The following is an 18,122-nucleotide window of genomic DNA, read 5'->3' as shown; positions in this document are numbered from 1 at the left end:
ATTCGCCTGGTTATCGCTAAAAGTCTCCGGCTGCAGACTTGAAAAATTACTTATCATTTCAATATCAATACGTTAGTAAATCTCTTAACCAAAGTTCAGGTTAATTAAAAGCTAGGTTTGAGTATTGCGAGCATGATTATCGCTAAAAGCAATAACACCGGAAATTCATTAAAGATCCGATAAAAGCGGTCACTGCGCGTATTTCTATCATGTTTAAAATCGACAAGCAGTTTAAAGCAGTAGCCGTGGTAAATATAAAGGATGATCACTAAGACAAGCTTGTAGTGTAGCCAGAGGTTATATTTAAACCACTCTCGGCCGTACTCGAAAATCATTAACAGGCCAAAAACCAGAGTGAGCACAGCAAAAGGCGTCACAAAGAACAGTAATCTGCGCTCCATCACTTTTAACATGGCACTACAAGGAGGCTCTTGATTGATAGCGTGATATACAAATAAACGTGGCAGGTAAAAAATACCGGCAAACCATGCCACCATAAAGAAAATATGCAGTGCTTTATATATAAGTAATGCTGTCATTTAGCCTCCAGCTTAACTGGTTCTTATTGTTAGAATTTGACGGATCTGATCCCAGCGGACGACACCCATAACATGGTGTTCATCTTTTTGATTAAACACATATACGGCGCCACTTCGTTTATCGTTTAATAAATCAAAAGCGTCTGACATGGTTGCTTGGCTACTTAAGCCTTGCATCGGAATGTAAGAAATATTCATAGAGTCGTCAGACATCAAACTTAAATCGTATTCTGCCAGTCGATAGCCATTTTGTTCATCAAATACGATAAGTGGCGTGTGGCTATTAACCGCAGACAGCGACTCTTTAATTTGTTCTTTGTCATCAGAGTAGAGTAGTTTGAATTGCTCATTCATCTCTTCCACTATACCCACCTTTTGCAGCACTTCACTGGCGGGCGATACTTGGTAAGCTAAACCTTGAAAATTAAGTTGCTGTAAGAAGATTGAACGATTGCCAAATACTTGTAATGCTGTCACGTACGAAGTTGAAATCACTAACATCGCAGGGACGATAATTTGTGGGCTGGCAGTCAACTCCATTACGGCTGTTAGTGCTGCTAATGGAGCGTGTAAAGTTGCTGCTAGTAAGCCAGCCATACCAAGTACGCTGTAGGTACCTGCAATATGTTGGTCTGGGCTTATAAATTGACCGAAATAAGACATTAAGGTGCCCATTACAACACCTAAACCAATGACAGGCCCGATTAACCCACCAGGAATACCTAAACCAATCGCAAATAAAGTTGCCAGTAACTTAGCAATTAAAATAGTCGTGAGTAATTGAATGTTTTCAGGTGATGTCACAGCTAGCGTAATGGCACTCATACCTGAGCCCATAGCTTGAGGTACTAGATTACCGATTAAACCGGCAATTAACCCTGCTAGCATTAAGCGAGGGAACATGCTTAAAGGCTTAAATGTGCGGATGATCATCATTAGGTTTTGGTTAAATGCAAACGCGATAGCTCCCAAAATAACACCACAAATTACCAAATACGGATAATGCCAAAAGCTCAAAGGCGTGACACTGATAAGGGCGAGCTCGGTATCATGACCAAATACAAATTGTGTGGCTAACGCGCCTGTTACAGCGGCAAGCATGATAGGCACGAATATATGTACTTTATATTCACGCAGCACGACTTCCATTACAAAGATAACGGCAGCTAGAGGCGTATTGAATGAGGCGGCAATGCCAGCAGCTACGCCACACCCAGATAGAGTTCTTGCCGCATTCCAGGGGAGATGTAGTTGCTCTGATAACACACTGGCACCGGTTGCGCCCATATGTACAGAAGGACCTTCTCGGCCAACCGAAAAACCGCTAATTAGCGCCAAAGCACCACCAAAAAATTGGTTGGCAGTATTCCAAATCGGCATTTGCCCATAATGATGCTTAATGCGGTGAATAACAAAAGGTATACCAAGGCGGTAATGTTTAAAGCCAGTCATGGCAGCAAACAAAGCAATTAAAAAAGCCGCTAAAACGGGTAGGCTAACTCTTAAATGCTCTGGCAGTTGTGTAAAGTCATCATGAGAGTCGAGGAATAAACTTTGTATACCATAAATCGTAAGCCGGAATAGAATGATTAAAATTGCAGCGATCAAACCTGCAGCGACACCTAATAAGCATAACTGAACAGAGGTTTTTGGCTTGGCTAATTGGCGCCTAAGGGCGTCCAGAGACATGGCTTTATTCCGACAAAAAACAGGCCTCTAAGTCTATCAAATAAATTGTTTTTCGTCTTGTTTTAGCGCAAAGAAGATGGCTTTTCTAGCAAGCTGTCACTGGGTATTCTACAAACGGATTACTTGATTAAAATACTCGGGTATTAGATAATCGCGCCATTATCAGAATTAAGGGTCGAGAGCATGTCTGATCAGTTACCAATTCAATTTAGCGACGCTGCAGCAAAGCGTGTGAAAGAGCTTGTTGCAGAAGAAGAAAACCCAGATTTAAAACTACGTGTATACGTGACAGGTGGTGGTTGCTCTGGTTTCCAATATGGTTTCACATTCGATGAGAAAGTGAATCCGGGTGATTTGGAAATTGAGAAAAATGGCGTATCCATGGTTGTTGACCCAATGAGTATTCAATACTTAGTTGATGGTATCGTTGATTACACTGAAGGATTAGAAGGTGCACGATTCTTCGTAAACAACCCAAATGCAACGACAACTTGTGGCTGTGGCGCAAGCTTCAGTGTTTAAACACAGTATTAAAGAATTTAAAAAGCCACGCTGTTGCGTGGCTTTTTTTATGTGCTTTGCGTGACCCAAATCATTAATACAAAAAAGCCCAGAACAAACACGCTAAAAGACAGAATATAAATAAACCCTTTCTTACCTCTTTTAATCGGGATCCCTTGGCTTTTTAAAAACCAATACCAAAGTATGCATAGCACAACAGGTAGTAGAAATAGTACTCTGATCATAATCTTCCTTTTCAAAACTAATTTAATTGAGCTTTAGTCAATAATCTTATAAGAAAATTTCTTTATTCATTTTTTTAGAATAAAAAGTTGGTTATTTTGTATTGATTGTAAAGTTAATGCTCTAATATTTATCATTAAATTTATTATTTTTATTAGTGTAGTTACAAAATATAGTCTATACCTATTTTGGGACATGGGTACAAACTCTAGCTTTCCCATATCGCACTGTGATATACAGTATATGTTAAGTTGAGACGGGCATATTTCAACTTAAAGAAACAATAAAATCATCGAGTAGGAGATGTAACATTATGATGGGTAAAACTGTTTCTTCTGAAGAAAACGGTAAGTTAACTAAGTGGTTGAAAACAAAACGCCATGAGAAAGGTCACACAATGCGAAGCCTTGCGCAGGTTTTAGGTACACCGCATTCATTCATTGGTAAAATTGAAAACCAAGAGCGTCGCTTAGATGTGATCGAATTTTTACGCTATTGTGAAGCGCTAGAAGTTGATCCGCATGAAGGCTTAAGCTTACTTAATAAAGAAGAAGCATAAGTTTTAACACCTAAAGGTGCGTAGTGTTACGCACCTTTAGTTGTAGTTGAGTTTTGATGAAACTGCTTTTCTATGGCGTATAGCTTATGTCTAATCATGTAAAGAAACAGTAAAGAAGGGATCACCATCATTGCTGTAACAGCAAAAAACAACGCCCAATTACCTTCCAACCAGTCATCTATTACCACACCACTATAAGCTGATAATAAAGTACGACTTAAGCTACTTAAAGAAGCCAATAACGCATAATGGGTCGCACTAAAGGCACGATCGCATAGCATTGAAATAAAGGCTACCATAGCAACTAAGGACCAAGCTTGGGTAAAACCATCAACAACAATAGCCAGTGCATATAAATGCTCTTTTGGGCCTGCTAGGGCAATCCAAGAAAACATTAAATTAGAAGCAGCCATAGCAATGCCACTGACAAATAAGCCTTTTACTATGCCGTATTTGTGATTGAAAATGCTGCCTAAGAAAGCAAACACTATGGTAATGAGACCGGTACCAAGTTTTGAGTATTGGCCTATTTGCGTGTTGCTAAAGCCGATTTCCTTATAAAAAACAATAGACATTCTAGCTAAGAATGCTTCACCAATTTTAAATAAGAAAATAAAAGCCAATAGTGCAAAAGCGGTTTTAACGCCATTCTTGGTAAAGAAACTTTTAAAAGGTTCAACTAATGTTACGGCCAACCAAGCTAATAGGCGTTGCCATACGGAGTTACCGTTCGCAAATAGTTTACTCTGATACTCTTTTTCTAGTTGAGCGTGAGTGAGCTCTCGATGTGATTTTGGCTCGTTGGCAAAAAGAGTAACCAGCATCAACAATAAAACAATACCTGCGAGTACAAAATAAATTTGTGACCAATCAAAACTGGGTAAGTCAGCGAGAAAGAAGGGCAAAGCACCTAAAAGTGCATATCCTGACCACCAACCTGAGGTTGCCATTGCCGCTGCCGCAGTGGCCTTTTCACTCTCAGTCGTATCTAGCGAGTCAATACGAAAAGCATCTATTGCGATATCATGGGTTGCGCTGGCAAGAGCAATCAAGAAGCACAGCAAGGCTGCAATGAACAGTTGCTCTTTCAGAGTAATAAAACCAAGACTCAATGTTGCGATGAAAGTAACCATCTGGCCAAGTAAAATCCAGCTGCGTCGTTGACCTAATAGGTTGCCTAACAGGGGGAGTTTTAAACGGTCGAGTAATGGAGACCAGAGAAAGTTGATGGTATATGCGCCGAATACCACGCCAAACAAACCAATCATACTGCGGCTTAAGCCTTCATCTTTGAGCCAAGCAGACATTACAGAGCCAATGAGTACCCAGGGAAAGCCGCTGCTCAGGCCAAATAAAAAGATGGTGAAAAGGCGTTTATCTTTGTAGTAGCCTAAGTACTCACTTAGGCTAGTATTGATTTGCATGACAATCCCGTCAATTTAAAGTGGTGTGGCTTCCAAAATTTCAACGTTAAAAATCATTACGGGCTTTTTGGGCACAAAGTTATAACCGATCTTTTCGTTGAATCCAGTTTCGCTTTCCGTGATTTTATCAAGTATTTCGTAGCCTTCCATTACATTACCAAATACTGCAAAACCCCATCCCTTACCTGGATTTAAATGGTCGTTATCTTTCATATTAAAGAAAAATTGGCGAGTGGCTGTGTGGGGCTCATTATCTTGATATGCCATAGCCACAGTGTACATATCATTCTTTAAACCATTACCGCTTTCATTAAAAATCGGTTTGCGTTGGAATAAGCCATCATAGTCTTTGTCGTAACCACCCCCTTGGATGACAAAAAACTCATCTAATTCGGAGTACTGATCTTTCTCGATACGATGAAATACAGAGTTCTTGTAATCACCATTTACCACATAAGTTAAGAAGTTATTGACTGTAATAGGAGCTCGAGAGCGATCCAGTTCTACGACGATTTCACCGACACTGGTTATGATTTTCACTCTAGGAAATAAGTTATCCTTTTGTACAAAGCGGCCTTCTTTATTACTAGCAAATATATGACTGCTTATACAAAGTAAGCATAAGGTTATAAGCAACTTTTTCATAATTATCCTTTGAAGAAGTTAATTAAAGCAGGATCGGAGACAATACGGGTAATCACTTGTTCACTTAATTTGTTTAGCTGACCTTCTACTTTTGCTTGTTCATGCTTTAGAGGGCCAGTCATTTGGGCTTGACCTGTATAAGTCTTTTCAAATGAACGCTTTCCTTGTGTTGCTAAGACTTTGAACTTAGCTACAGCATTGCTTTCATGTTGCGTGTAAGACTCAGTTACTTTTGAATGAAAAGAATCAATGTTCAACGTCAAGGTGTTGTTGCTCATTGCAGTCAGTTGTGCGCCATTGGTTTTAAGGGCTTGCTCAAACGCCATTTGAACTCGCTGACTTAGTGCTGCATCAGGTAAATATTCTGCAGGCTCTTGATCGACCACTTTGATTGTGAATTTACTGATCCTATGGTCTTCGACCGCTAAGGTTACTGGTACATAAAAGTCGGCCACTTTGCCTGCTTTATATACCGGGTTTAAGATCACAGATTTTGGTTGGCTGGCACAACCTGCCAGCAACATGCCACACAATACAAGTGCAATTTTTTTCATTTTTAGCCTCTCTTTGTGGTACTTAGCACAGTAAATTTTTTATTGTTACCAATGACTTTACAGTTTCCGAATAAGCGGAGCAATTTTTCTTGATAGTCTAAATGACGATTACCAATAATACGTAATTCACCGCCGGATCTGAGCGTTTGCTTCGCTTGCAAAAACATCTGCCACGCAATATGATCTGTGATCGCTTGTGCTTGGTGAAATGGCGGGTTACACAAAACCAAGTCTGCACTGTTAGGTGCAAAATTTGTTAAACAATCATCTTGAACAAACTCACAATCTTGCACACGCTCAGGTAAGTTATTTTCGATATTTGCTTTGGCGCTGGCGACAGCCATGGCCGATTCATCAACAAAAGTAACCTTAGCATTTGGCATTTTTGCCAGTGTTTGTAAGCCGATAACACCATTTCCACAGCCTAAATCAATAATCCTTAACGGTTTCTTACCCTGTGGTAAATAATTGCTAAAAAAACGCGCGCCAATATCAAGGGAATCACGAGAAAATACATTAGCGTGGTTTAAGACAGTGAAATCAGTTTTTTCTAAAGGCCAACTCACCGGAAACTTACAAGTCTGCTTTTTGTGTTTTGTTTGACTAAAAATAAGACGTGATTTCTTAACTGCTAAACTGGTCGAAGGCTCAGCAATAAAATGGCTGAAGCTTTTTAATGTAGATGTGTGTATCTCTTTCGCTTTACCGGCAGCGATCACTGGCACATCATTCTCAAACTGACTAAGCAAACTAAGTTGATATTGCAAAAAGCCAGCATTTTTTGGGATTTTGATAAGAATAAGATCAACGTCGCTAGGTAAATCTGAGAGACTATCAAGTAATCCAGTGTGACGACTTTCTAACTCGTTTTCTTCAAGGTTATAAAGGCACGCTTGCTGACTGACATAAGAATCATTAAAACTGGTCACTTTGCGAGAGTTTTGCGTATCTAAAGCATGTAACGCACAGCTTAAGGCGCCAAAGCCATCATTTAATACCAAAATATGTTGTGCGTTAGTGTATTCGTTTTGAATATGTTCGATTAAATACTCATCGGCTGAATCCCACGCTTGTAGGCTTCTATTTTTTTGATAAAGGGGAAATCGATGTAAAGTTAGCGAGTGGCCGCCCAATTCAGCTTCAGTCGTCATAGTTTTTTATAAGTAGTCATTTTATGAGGTGAATAATAGCATGACATCAAAACTCACTAAACCTGAGTTACCCGAGGGGTTTGCTTATTTTCCAAATTTGATCTCATTTCAAAAAGGGCTCGACTTGTATGAACACCTCACTGGGGAGTTAAACTGGCAACAACCCAGTATTCAGGTTTTCGGTAAGTTTCATCCTATTCCTCGTTTGCAGAGCTTTGTGGCAGATGAAGGGGTACATTATGCTTACTCAAACCATACATTAGCTAATCAATGCTGGACGAAACCATTGGCTGCGATGCGCAGTAAACTTCAGAGCCACTATAATCAGACGTTTAATGCCCTGCTATTAAATTGGTATCGAGATGGTCATGACACTATGGGATGGCATAGTGATGATGAGGTTGAGTTAGGCGCTGAACCTTTAATCATTTCAATTTCTTTAGGCGCTGCACGTAAATTTAAGATCAAACATAAAACGACAGGTCAGCAATGGGAGTTAATGCTCGAGCACGGTTGTTGTTTAGTGATGTCAGGTAACAGTCAGCAACTTTTCCAGCACTCACTGCCGAAACAAAGCAAAGTAAAAGGCGGGCGTATCAACCTGACATTTAGAAGTATTGTTAAATAATCCTATCTCGGTATAGTAGCCACAATTGAAAAATGCAGAGTTTATATTCATGTCAATGCAATCTCAGATCGAAGAAAAAATCGCTGCGGCAATCGCTTGCAAGCATTTAAATGTCATAAATGAAAGCCATATGCACAGCCGTGGCGAAGAGTCTCACTTTAAAGTAATTGTGGTCAGTGAAGAGTTTGCGGGTAAGCGCCTATTACCGCGCCATCGACAAATTAACGACATTCTAAAAGTTGAATTAGCTGAGCATATTCATGCTTTGTCTATTCATGCCTATACGCCTGAGGAGTATTCAGAGCAGCATGGACAAATTCCTGAGTCACCAAAATGTTTAGGTGGTTCGAAATTCGATAAATAGTCAAAATTAGGGTTAAGCGAGACTTTATATCATCGAGTTAAGCCTAATTTTATAGCTGATCAGACCTGTATTTTTAAGATCAGCCTTTAAAATACGCTCCGTAAATTTAAATAAAGATAGGAATCATCATGGTCATTAAGCCGAAAATTCGTGGTTTTATTTGTACCAATGCACACCCCGCTGGTTGTGCCGCTCACGTTCAAGAGCAAATCGATTATGTAAAAGCACAAGGGCAGTTAGAAAACGGTCCTAAAAACGTACTTGTAATTGGTGCATCAACGGGTTACGGCCTAGCTTCTCGTATTACAGCAGCGTTTGGCTCTGGTGCTAAAACTCTGGGTATTTTCTTCGAAAAAGAAGGTACTGAGAAAAAGCCAGCTTCAGCAGGTTGGTATAACACGGCAGCTTTCCAAAATGCAGCAGAAGCGGCGGGTCTTTGGTCTAAAAATATCAATGGCGATGCGTTCTCTGATGAGCTTAAAGCTAAAACAGTTGAAACGATTAAAGCTGAAATGGGTAAAGTAGATTTAGTAATCTATAGCCTTGCATCTCCGCGTCGTACTGATCCTAAAACGGGTGAAACTCATTCATCGGTGCTTAAACCTATCGGTCAAGACATCACAACGAAGAACTTAAATACCTCTAAGCGTATAATCGATTCTGTAAGCGTAGAAGCTGCGAATGAAGACGAAATCGCTAACACAGTAAAAGTGATGGGTGGTGAAGATTGGGAGCTTTGGATCAATGCATTAAAAGATGCAGGCGTGTTAGCTGAGGGTTTCAAAACAAGCGCTTACACTTATATCGGTAAAGAGCTAACTTGGCCAATCTACGGTCACGCTACCATCGGTAAAGCAAAGGAAGATTTAGACCGAGCTACTATAGCAATTCGTGAAGCGACAGCCACTCTAAAAGGTGAAGCGTATGTTTCTTCACTCAACGCTGTTGTGACACAAGCAAGCTCAGCTATTCCTATCATGCCGCTATATATTTCAGCTTTATTCAAAGTGACTAAGGCAGATGGTATTTATGAAGGTACAATTGAACAGATCCACGGACTATTCAACGAAAACCTATATGGTGCAACCCCTCGTTTTGACGATGGTGGTCACCTATTCCAAAACTACAAAGAGCTAGAAGAGGACGTACAAGCGCGTATTCAGCATATTTGGGATACAGTTGATACAGACACCATTGATGAGTTAACAGACTATGTTGGCTACCACAATGAATTCTTGAAGCTATTTGGTTTCGGCGTTGACGGTGTTAACTACGAGCAAGACGTAGACACAGTAGTTGAGATTAACAACTTAGTTTAAACATCTAAACTACCTTAATAACTGGGCTGGCTCTGCCGGCCTTTTTTGCTTTTGCATAGTTCATTTTACTAACTTCTTAAGCTTTCTTTTTGCTCATCTAAAGTGATTCATTGCGTATTTCAGCAACTGGACTTTGGTCTAAATTGAACTAAATTCATTCTATTTTCTCCTCGAAAAGACCTTGTAAATCTGGATTAATTTCATAATTCCACTCGCATAGTGGGGGTTATTAATGTTAAAATCTCACATATATGTGAGGACTCGTCTACAAGGTTTTAGTTATGGATTGTTTTGTCGCTTGGCTTTGCCGAATACAGAATGGTCACTTTCTTGATCTTGGGGCAAAAAAAGATTTTTCAATTTCTTTCCGTTAATGTAATGCAAGTGCGTATGATCAACATAAAAAAAGGTCTGGACTTACCAATAGAGGGCGCACCTCAGCAAGTAATTCATGATGGCGTAGCTGTCAAACGAGTTGCCGTGCTAGGTGAAGAATTTATCGGTATGCGTCCAACCATGCATGTTCGCGTGGATGACCAAGTCAAAAAAGGCCAAGTTCTTTTTGAAGACAAAAAGAACCCAGGCGTCAAGTTCACTGCACCAGCTTCTGGTGTAGTTAAAGAAATTAACCGTGGTGCTAAGCGTGTTCTTCAATCTATCGTGATTGAAGTGCAAGGCAACGAGCAGGTTACTTTTGAAAAGGTGGCGGCTGCTGATTTAAGCAACCTAGACCGTGAAAAAGTAAAAGAAGTGCTTGTTGAATCTGGTCAATGGCCAGCGCTACGTGCTCGTCCATTCAGCCGAGTGGCAGCACTAGATGCAACTGCAAGTTCAATCTTTGTGACTGCAATCGACACAAACCCATTAGCTGCAGATCCTGCTGTGATCATTGCTGAAAACGTTGAAGCGTTTGAAGCGGGTCTTGCTGTAGTATCTCGCTTAACTGATGGTAAAGTGTTCGTATGTAAGCAAGCAGGTAGCAATGTACCAAGTTCTTCACTTTCTCAAGTTGAAGTTCATGAGTTTGGTGGTAAACACCCTGCAGGTTTAGTAGGTACTCACATCCATCACCTAGATCCAGTATCTGAAAACAAGCAGGTATGGCATTTAGGTTACCAAGATGTGATTGCATTCGGTAAGTTATTCCTTACTGGTGAAATCTACTCTGACCGTGTGGTTGCTTTAGCGGGTCCTCGCGTTAAGAATCCTCGCTTAGTTAAAACACAAGTTGGCGCTTCTCTAACTGATTTAGTTGCAGGCGAGCTTGAAGACGGTGATAACCGAGTCATTTCTGGCTCTGTGTTAGCTGGTAAAACAGCAACCGGCCCTCACGCTTTCCTTGGTCGCTACCATACTCAAGTATCAGTATTACTTGAAGGTCGCGAGAAAGAACTATTTGGTTGGATTGCACCAGGTAGCAACAAATTCTCTGTAACACGTACATTTATCTCACACTTAGCACCGAGCCGTTTGTTCAATATGACAACGTCTACAGGTGGTTCTAAGCGTGCAATGGTACCAATCGGTAACTATGAGCGTGTTATGCCACTCGACATTTTACCTACACCACTACTTCGTGACTTAATTGCACGTGATTTAGACAGTGCAATTGCGCTTGGTGCATTAGAGCTAGATGAAGAAGATTTAGCACTGTGTACCTTCGTATGTCCAGGTAAGTATGAGTATGGCGCAATCTTACGTGATTGCCTGACTACTATCGAGAAGGAAGGTTAATATCATGGCCTTAAAGAAATTTCTAGAAGACATCGAGCCGCATTTTGAACCTGGCGGAAAGCATGAAAAGTGGTATGCCCTGTATGAAGCAGTCGCAACCGTTTTCTACACTCCTGGTTATGTAAATAAAGGCGGCACGCACGTTCGTGATAACATCGACCTAAAACGTATTATGATTTTAGTGTGGATGGCGACGTTCCCTGCAATGTTCTTTGGTATGTTTAACATCGGTCACCAAGCTGCTCTAGCAATTGGTAACGGTTTTGAAATTGCCAACACTTGGCAGGCTGCTATTTTCCAAGCATTAGGTGGTGAGCTTACTGCACAATCAGGTATTGGTGCTAAGTTCTTCTATGGTGCATGTTTCTTCCTACCAGTTTATGCGACGGTATTTATCGTTGGTGGTTTCTGGGAAGTATTATTCGCTTCAATCCGTAAGCACGAAGTTAACGAAGGTTTCTTCGTAACGTCTGTATTATTCTCATTGATTCTTCCTTCTACAATTCCGTTATGGCAAGCCGCGTTAGGTATTACTTTTGGCGTTGTAGTTGCAAAAGAAGTATTCGGTGGTACAGGTCGTAACTTCCTTAACCCAGCATTAGCAGGCCGTGCGTTCTTATTCTTTGCATACCCAGCTGATATCTCGGGTGATACGGTTTGGACTGCAGTTGATTCATTCACAGGTGCAACAAACCTAGGTCTAGCGGCGCAAGGTGCACTTGATTACAACAATATGGCACTTTGGTGGGATGCTTTCTATGGCTTCGTACAAGGTTCTATGGGTGAGGTTTCAACGCTAGCACTAATGATTGGTGGTTTGTTCCTAATTTATGTTCGTATTGCGTCATGGCGTATCGTGCTAGGTGTATTCCTAGGTATGGTAGTGATGTCTCTACTTCTTAACATGATTGGTTCTGAAACTAACCCAGCATTTGCAATGCCTTGGCACTGGCACTTAGTACTAGGTGGTTTTGCATTCGGTATGTTCTTTATGGCGACTGACCCAGTTTCTGCGTCTTTCACAAATAAAGGTAAATTCGCATACGGTGCACTTATCGGTGTAATGGTTGTTCTGGTTCGTGTAGTTAACCCTGCATACCCAGAAGGTATGATGTTAGCAATTCTATTCGCTAACCTATTTGCACCATTATTCGACCACTTCGTTGTACAGTCTAACGTTAAGAGGAGATTGGCACGTGTCTAGTAACAATGAGACTATTGGCAAAACGCTAGGCGTTGTTGTTGGCCTATGTTTAGTATGTGCAGTTGTTGTTTCTTTAGCATCTGTTCAACTACGTCCATTACAACAAGCAAACAAAACTCAAGACGTGCAACGCAACATTCTTGCTGCAGCAGGTATTGATAGTTCAGCAGATGTTTTCAAAACATTTAACGAAAACATCGAAGCACGCGTTGTTGATATGAAAACGGGTGAGTTTGTTGAGACAGATCCAAACTCTTTCGACTTTGAATCAACTAAGTTCGATGCAAAGCGCAGTGTGAAGCTTGAAAAAGCGCAAGATAAAGCAGGTGTTCAGCGTATGACGACTGAATCTCCAGTTTACTTCTCTAAAGATGCTAGCGGTCAAGTAGACACTATCATTCTACCAATCCAAGGTTACGGTCTTTGGGGTATTATGTATGGTTTCTTAGCACTAGATGCTGATACTAAGACTGTTAAAGCAATTAACTTCTACAAGCATAATGAAACACCGGGTCTTGGTGGTGAAATCCAAAACCCACGTTGGACATCAATGTTCGAAGGTAAAAAGCTACCACTTGATATCGTAAAAGGTACTGCTGGTAACAACGAACACAAAGTAGATGGTCTTTCTGGTGCGACATTAACATCTGTAGGTGTTGATAACACAGTTGACTTCTGGACAGGCGACAAAGCCTTCGGTCCATTCCTTGCGAACGTACGTAAAGGAGCATTGAACTAATGGCAAATGCAAAAGAAATGAAAGAAGTCTTGTTTGGCCCTGTTTTTGCGAACAACCCAATTGCGCTTCAAGTACTTGGTATTTGTTCTGCACTAGCAGTGACATCAAGCCTTAAGAATGCACTTATCATGTCAATCGCTCTGACATTAGTATGTGCTTTCTCAAGTTTATTTATCTCTATGATCCGTAACCACATCCCATCAAGCGTTCGTATCATCGTTCAGATGACAATCATCGCTTCATTGGTAATCGTGGTAGACCAAACGCTTCAAGCGTTTGTTTATGCAACAGCGAAAGAACTTTCGGTATTCGTTGGTCTAATCATTACTAACTGTATCGTAATGGGTCGCGCAGAAGCATATGCAATGAAGACACCACCACTGATGTCATTCCTTGATGGTATTGGTAACGGTTTAGGTTACTCGGTAGTACTTCTAACTGTTGCATTCATTCGTGAACTAGGTGGTTCAGGTACACTCTTTGGTATCGAGATTTTACCACTTATTTCTGAAGGTGGTTGGTACCAGCCTATGGGTCTATTAATCCTACCGCCAAGCTCGTTCTTCATCATTGGTTTCTTCATCTGGGTACTTCGTACTTATAAGAAAGACCAAGTAGAAGCGAAGGCATAAGGAGAGAGAGATGGAACAATATATTAATTTATTCGTTAAAGCGGTTTTCATTGAAAACTTAGCGTTATCTTTCTTCCTAGGTATGTGTACTTTCCTTGCTGTATCTAAGAAAGTAACTACATCAATGGGTCTCGGTGTTGCAGTAATTTTCGTTCTTGGTGTTGCTGTTCCAGTAAACCAGTTAGTTTACTCTGCAATCTTAGCGCCAGGTGCACTAGAGTGGTTAGGCTTCCCTGAAGCTGACTTAAGCTTCCTTAAGTTCCTAACTTTCATCGGTGTAATCGCAGCACTTGTACAGATCCTTGAGATGACTCTAGACAAGTTCTTCCCTGCGCTATACAACGCACTAGGCATCTTCTTACCACTAATCACTGTAAACTGTGCGATTTTCGGTGCAGTAGCATTCATGGTTGAGCGTAACCTGAACTTCGGTGAGTCTGTGGTATTTGGTTTAGGCTCAGGTGTAGGTTGGGCACTAGCAATCGTGTTACTTGCTGGTATCCGTGAGAAGATGAAGTATTCAGACGTACCAGATGGTCTTCGTGGTTTAGGTATTACCTTCATCACAGTAGGTCTAATGGGTCTTGGCTTCATGTCATTCTCTGGTATTTCACTTTAATTTAGCGAGGAAAAATCATGCTTGAGGTATATTTAGGCGTAGGGATGTTCATCGCTATCGTTGTAATGCTTGTATTGATCATCATTGCAGCGAAGTCGAAGCTTGTACCAAGCGGTGACATCACAATCAGCATTAACGGTGACCCTGAAAAGGCAGTTACTTCAGCACCAGGTGGTAAACTACTAGGTGCACTAGCAGACGCTGGTATCTTCATTTCATCTGCTTGTGGCGGTGGTGGTTCTTGTGGCCAATGTACCGTTCACGTTAAAGCGGGTGGTGGTGATATCCTGCCAACTGAGCTTGACCATATTTCAAAAGGTGAAGCGCGTGAAGGTTGTCGTCTAGCGTGTCAGGTTGCTGTTAAAACTGACATGGAAATCGAAGTAGAAGAAGAAATCTTCGGTGTTAAGAAGTGGGAATGTACAGTTATCTCTAACGATAACAAAGCGACATTCATCAAAGAGCTTAAGCTTGGTATCCCTGATGGTGAGGTTGTACCTTTCCGTGCAGGTGGTTACATCCAAATTGAAGCGCCAGCTCATCACGTTAAATACGCTGACTTCGATATTCCTGAGGAATATCGTGCAGATTGGGAGCGTTTTGGCTTCTTCAATCTTGAGTCTAAAGTTGACGACGAAACGATCCGTGCATACTCAATGGCTAACTACCCAGAAGAGTACGGCATCATCATGCTTAACGTACGTATCGCGACTCCGCCGCCAAACAACCTAAGCCTACCATGTGGTAAGATGTCATCGTTCATCTGGTCACTTAAAGAAGGTGATAAAGTGACTATTTCTGGTCCATTCGGTGAATTCTTCGCGAAAGAAACTGATGCAGAAATGGTGTTCGTAGGTGGTGGTGCTGGTATGGCGCCAATGCGTTCACACATCTTCGATCAGCTTAAGCGTCTTAACTCAGACCGTAAGATGTCTTTCTGGTACGGTGCTCGTTCTAAGCGTGAGATGTTCTACGTAGAAGATTTCGATGGCCTTGCGGCTGATAACGAAAACTTTGAATGGCACGTAGCGCTTTCAGATCCTCAACCAGAGGACAACTGGGAAGGTTACACCGGCTTCATCCATAATGTTCTTTTAGAAAACTACCTGAAAGACCATGAAGCGCCTGAAGATTGTGAGTTCTACATGTGTGGTCCTCCAATGATGAACGCGGCTGTAATCAACATGCTTAAAGATTTAGGCGTTGAAGACGAAAACATCTTACTAGATGACTTCGGTGGCTAAATCAGCGTTATCTCAGTGAACACTTCACTGAAATAAGATAGACTTAAACCCCAAGTAATAAGCTTGGGGTTTTTTTTGGGATAGAGAAAAGTATGAAGAAACTTGTAGGTATTTTTGTATTACTGACGACGGTTGTTTTGACAGGGTGTTTTGACGACAAACAAGAGCTTGAACCTATTGTTATTCAGGGTAAAACAATGGGGACCACTTATACGGTTAAAGCTTTTCCAATTAATGAAAATTTAATTGCTGAGACATTAAAAACAGAAGTTGATAACACTTTAATTGCAGTGAATCAGTCTATGTCACCTTGGGTGCAAAACTCAGAGATTAATCAGTTCAATACGTTGGCTGCAAATACTTTTATGCCTATCAGTGATGACTTTAAGTCAGTTGTGAAAGAGTCAGTTCGTTTAGGTGTTTCAACAACAACACTAGATGTCACCATGGGCCCTCTAATAGATTTATGGGGTTTTGGCCCAGATAAACGCCCAACAAAAACACCTTCACAGTCTCAACTGGATGAAATGAAGGCTCGTATAGGTGTTGATAAGTTAGTGTTAACAGACGAAGGGTTAGCGAAAACTATTGATGGTTTAGAGTTATCTTTTTCAGCGACAGCTAAAGGTTTTGGTATTGATAAAGTTGCTGAGCTTTTAGAAGCTAAAGGGATGACAAATTACATGGTTGAAATTGGCGGTGAGCTCAGAATTGCCGGTACTAAAGCTCAGTCACAACCTTGGCGTATTGCGATTGAACAGCCAGATGCGCCAGCAGGGCAGAGGCAAGTGCATAAAGTTATTGAACCAGGCAATAACGGCATGGCGACTTCAGGTGATTACCGTATTTTCTACGAAATGGATGGCGAGACCTATACGCACTTGATTGATCCAGCTACAGGTAAGCCAGTTAAGCATGACTTAGTATCGGTAACTGTGCTACACCCATCAGCAATGACTGCTGATGGCTTGGCAACAGCACTTACTGTCATGGGCACAGAGCGAGCAAAAGCATACGCAGAAGAGCACAATTTAGCTGTATATTTAATTAGTAAAAGTAATGAAGGGTTAGTGACCTATTCAAGCCCGGCTTTTGCGCCTTATTTGTAAATAAGGCTATTTTGATTAATTAGTCGAAATAGTACACTAAGCGCGTTATAATAACGGCTGTTTAAATGCCGTCATTTGGCTCAGATACACTGAGCCGTTAAACTGTTTTTAAGGGGCCTGTGCATGTCACTATTTTTCCTAACTTTTGGGTTACTTATTTTAATTGTTGCAGCCATGGCTGTCGGTGTAATCGTGCAAAAGAAATCTATGGCAAGCAGCTGTGGCGGTTTAGGCGCGGTTGGTATTGAAAAGTCATGTGATTGCGATGATCCATGTGACCGTCGTAAAAAGCGTATGGCGAAAGAACAAGCTTGGAAAGAGAACCAGATTCTTTAATTTAAACTAAGCAAATTATCTTTAATTAAATGCGAGCTAAGGCTCGCATTTTTGATCTGAGGCTAAAATGACGAAGACATGGTATTTCCTAAGGCACGGTAAACCTGTTACTACAGGTATTCTAACTGGTTCTAAAACTGACGTTGCAGTGTCTGAGTTAGGGTTAGCAGCGATGGAGTCTGCTTTACCAAAAACAGTTCAATTTGATGCCTGTATTTCCTCCCCCATGCACCGTTGTCTGGGCTTTGCGAAAAAGCAATCTAGGCAATCAAGCTTACCACTGGTGATAGCAAAGCAGCTTCAAGAAATGGATTTTGGGGATTGGGATGGTCGAACTTATGAGTGGCTTTGGGAGAGCACAAAGAATCCAAGTATAGGTGAATTTTGGCAGGCACCTTGGCAACATACGCCGCCAAATGGAGAGTCCCTTTGCGCATTTAGGTCTCGTGTTAGACTATGGTGGGAGGCAGAGCTATCAACTCGGCATACAACACATAACCTAGTTGTGACTCATGGTGGTGTGATCAAACAAATCTTAGCTGAAGTCCTTAACTTACCATTAGATTCTCTTTCCTCTATCAATAGTTTAGACGTTGGCTATGCTACATTGGTAAAGATAGAAGTTTACTTTGATGAAGCACATAAGGCGTGGCCTAAAGTTGTGTTTTAGCCATCTAGACTTCATAATACGGTTTTTCTGATTAATCTTGGGAATAAGCTGAAACTGCTTAACTGTCCCCGCAACTGTGAAGTGCATTTAAATGCACGAAGTCAGATACCAAGGTCAGAAAAATCCTCTTGAGCGGGCGTACTCAAGAGCACACAATTTTAGCCGTAATTCGGTTAGGACTGTGCGTTCGTGTCTGCCCAAACGTTAGTAAGGGTACGA

At 41.2% G+C, this 18,122-nt stretch carries 21 protein-coding genes and 1 riboswitch; of the genes, 14 read left to right on the top strand and 7 right to left on the bottom strand.

Going from position 1 to position 18,122, the window contains the following annotated elements; genetic code table 11:
- Window positions 1–104: 104 nt before the first annotated feature.
- Window positions 105–539: a CopD family protein gene (locus tag CWB72_RS04440; RefSeq protein WP_138629544.1), complete on the bottom strand. Its 435-nt coding sequence runs from the start codon at window positions 537–539 to the stop codon at window positions 105–107.
- Window positions 540–551: 12 nt separating this feature from the next.
- Window positions 552–2,228, bottom strand: coding sequence for a chloride channel protein (locus CWB72_RS04435; protein WP_138629542.1), 1,677 nt, complete (start codon window positions 2,226–2,228; stop codon window positions 552–554).
- 183 nt (window positions 2,229–2,411) lie between these two features.
- Between CWB72_RS04435 and erpA the strand changes: the two genes are divergently transcribed.
- On the top strand, window positions 2,412–2,750 hold the full coding sequence (gene erpA / locus CWB72_RS04430) for an iron-sulfur cluster insertion protein ErpA (protein ID WP_058030898.1): 339 nt from the start codon (window positions 2,412–2,414) through the stop codon (window positions 2,748–2,750).
- Window positions 2,751–2,797: 47 nt separating this feature from the next.
- Here the strand turns inward: erpA and CWB72_RS20510 are convergent, their stop codons facing one another.
- The gene (locus CWB72_RS20510) at window positions 2,798–2,974 is read right to left on the bottom strand and encodes a hypothetical protein (RefSeq protein WP_165385505.1); all 177 of its coding nucleotides are present in this window, start codon (window positions 2,972–2,974) and stop codon (window positions 2,798–2,800) included.
- 311 nt (window positions 2,975–3,285) lie between these two features.
- Here CWB72_RS20510 and CWB72_RS04425 point away from each other — a divergent pair, with 311 nt between their 5' ends.
- On the top strand, window positions 3,286–3,531 hold the full coding sequence (locus tag CWB72_RS04425; protein WP_138566919.1) for a helix-turn-helix domain-containing protein: 246 nt from the start codon (window positions 3,286–3,288) through the stop codon (window positions 3,529–3,531).
- 26 nt (window positions 3,532–3,557) lie between these two features.
- Here the strand turns inward: CWB72_RS04425 and CWB72_RS04420 are convergent, their stop codons facing one another.
- From CWB72_RS04420 to CWB72_RS04405, 4 genes are read right to left on the bottom strand one after another with little or no spacing between them, the layout of a single operon-like run.
- On the bottom strand, window positions 3,558–4,955 hold the full coding sequence (locus CWB72_RS04420) for an AmpG family muropeptide MFS transporter (RefSeq protein WP_138629540.1): 1,398 nt from the start codon (window positions 4,953–4,955) through the stop codon (window positions 3,558–3,560).
- A gap of 15 nt (window positions 4,956–4,970) precedes the next feature.
- A complete protein-coding gene (locus CWB72_RS04415) occupies window positions 4,971–5,600 on the bottom strand; it encodes a peptidylprolyl isomerase (RefSeq protein WP_138566921.1) in 630 nt (209 codons plus the stop codon).
- Between the two features lie 2 nt (window positions 5,601–5,602).
- A complete protein-coding gene (locus CWB72_RS04410) occupies window positions 5,603–6,154 on the bottom strand; it encodes a YajG family lipoprotein (protein ID WP_138629538.1) in 552 nt (183 codons plus the stop codon).
- A gap of 2 nt (window positions 6,155–6,156) precedes the next feature.
- On the bottom strand, window positions 6,157–7,305 hold the full coding sequence (locus CWB72_RS04405; RefSeq protein ID WP_138629536.1) for a methyltransferase: 1,149 nt from the start codon (window positions 7,303–7,305) through the stop codon (window positions 6,157–6,159).
- Window positions 7,306–7,345: 40 nt separating this feature from the next.
- Between CWB72_RS04405 and CWB72_RS04400 the strand changes: the two genes are divergently transcribed.
- From CWB72_RS04400 to CWB72_RS04345, 12 genes are all read left to right on the top strand, one after another.
- A complete protein-coding gene (locus tag CWB72_RS04400; protein ID WP_138629534.1) occupies window positions 7,346–7,933 on the top strand; it encodes an alpha-ketoglutarate-dependent dioxygenase AlkB family protein in 588 nt (195 codons plus the stop codon).
- Window positions 7,934–7,982: 49 nt separating this feature from the next.
- Window positions 7,983–8,297 (top strand): BolA family protein, encoded by a 315-nt coding sequence (locus CWB72_RS04395; protein ID WP_130254693.1) that lies wholly within the window; start codon window positions 7,983–7,985, stop codon window positions 8,295–8,297.
- Between the two features lie 128 nt (window positions 8,298–8,425).
- Entirely contained in the window at window positions 8,426–9,616 is a 1,191-nt protein-coding gene (gene fabV, locus CWB72_RS04390) for an enoyl-ACP reductase FabV (protein ID WP_138566924.1), read from the top strand.
- Between the two features lie 390 nt (window positions 9,617–10,006).
- Window positions 10,007–11,350 (top strand): Na(+)-translocating NADH-quinone reductase subunit A, encoded by a 1,344-nt coding sequence (locus tag CWB72_RS04385; RefSeq protein ID WP_138629532.1) that lies wholly within the window; start codon window positions 10,007–10,009, stop codon window positions 11,348–11,350.
- A gap of 4 nt (window positions 11,351–11,354) precedes the next feature.
- The gene (locus CWB72_RS04380; RefSeq protein WP_138629530.1) at window positions 11,355–12,554 is read left to right on the top strand and encodes an NADH:ubiquinone reductase (Na(+)-transporting) subunit B; all 1,200 of its coding nucleotides are present in this window, start codon (window positions 11,355–11,357) and stop codon (window positions 12,552–12,554) included.
- The gene (locus CWB72_RS04375) at window positions 12,547–13,293 is read left to right on the top strand and encodes a Na(+)-translocating NADH-quinone reductase subunit C (protein ID WP_138629528.1); all 747 of its coding nucleotides are present in this window, start codon (window positions 12,547–12,549) and stop codon (window positions 13,291–13,293) included. Before CWB72_RS04380 ends, CWB72_RS04375 begins: the two co-directional genes overlap by 8 nt.
- A complete protein-coding gene (locus CWB72_RS04370) occupies window positions 13,293–13,925 on the top strand; it encodes an NADH:ubiquinone reductase (Na(+)-transporting) subunit D (protein WP_058030887.1) in 633 nt (210 codons plus the stop codon). Before CWB72_RS04375 ends, CWB72_RS04370 begins: the two co-directional genes overlap by 1 nt.
- Before the next feature lie 10 nt (window positions 13,926–13,935).
- Window positions 13,936–14,544, top strand: a complete 609-nt coding sequence (gene nqrE, locus CWB72_RS04365; RefSeq protein ID WP_058030886.1) for an NADH:ubiquinone reductase (Na(+)-transporting) subunit E — start codon at window positions 13,936–13,938, stop codon at window positions 14,542–14,544.
- Between the two features lie 17 nt (window positions 14,545–14,561).
- Window positions 14,562–15,788 (top strand): NADH:ubiquinone reductase (Na(+)-transporting) subunit F, encoded by a 1,227-nt coding sequence (gene nqrF / locus CWB72_RS04360; RefSeq protein ID WP_130254698.1) that lies wholly within the window; start codon window positions 14,562–14,564, stop codon window positions 15,786–15,788.
- A 92-nt stretch (window positions 15,789–15,880) separates the two neighbouring features.
- Window positions 15,881–16,897, top strand: a complete 1,017-nt coding sequence (locus tag CWB72_RS04355) for an FAD:protein FMN transferase (RefSeq protein WP_138629526.1) — start codon at window positions 15,881–15,883, stop codon at window positions 16,895–16,897.
- A gap of 123 nt (window positions 16,898–17,020) precedes the next feature.
- The gene (nqrM, locus tag CWB72_RS04350; protein WP_058030883.1) at window positions 17,021–17,233 is read left to right on the top strand and encodes a (Na+)-NQR maturation NqrM; all 213 of its coding nucleotides are present in this window, start codon (window positions 17,021–17,023) and stop codon (window positions 17,231–17,233) included.
- A 67-nt stretch (window positions 17,234–17,300) separates the two neighbouring features.
- Window positions 17,301–17,903 (top strand): histidine phosphatase family protein, encoded by a 603-nt coding sequence (locus tag CWB72_RS04345; RefSeq protein ID WP_138629524.1) that lies wholly within the window; start codon window positions 17,301–17,303, stop codon window positions 17,901–17,903.
- An 11-nt stretch (window positions 17,904–17,914) separates the two neighbouring features.
- Window positions 17,915–18,036, top strand: a riboswitch (cobalamin riboswitch).
- Window positions 18,037–18,122 lie beyond the last annotated feature (86 nt).

Source organism: Pseudoalteromonas phenolica, assembly GCF_005886345.1.
In the GTDB taxonomy this organism is placed as follows: Bacteria; Pseudomonadota; Gammaproteobacteria; order Enterobacterales; family Alteromonadaceae; genus Pseudoalteromonas; species Pseudoalteromonas phenolica_A.
Note: the sequence above shows the minus strand (reverse complement) of the source record. Positions and strands in the feature narration are given on the sequence as shown.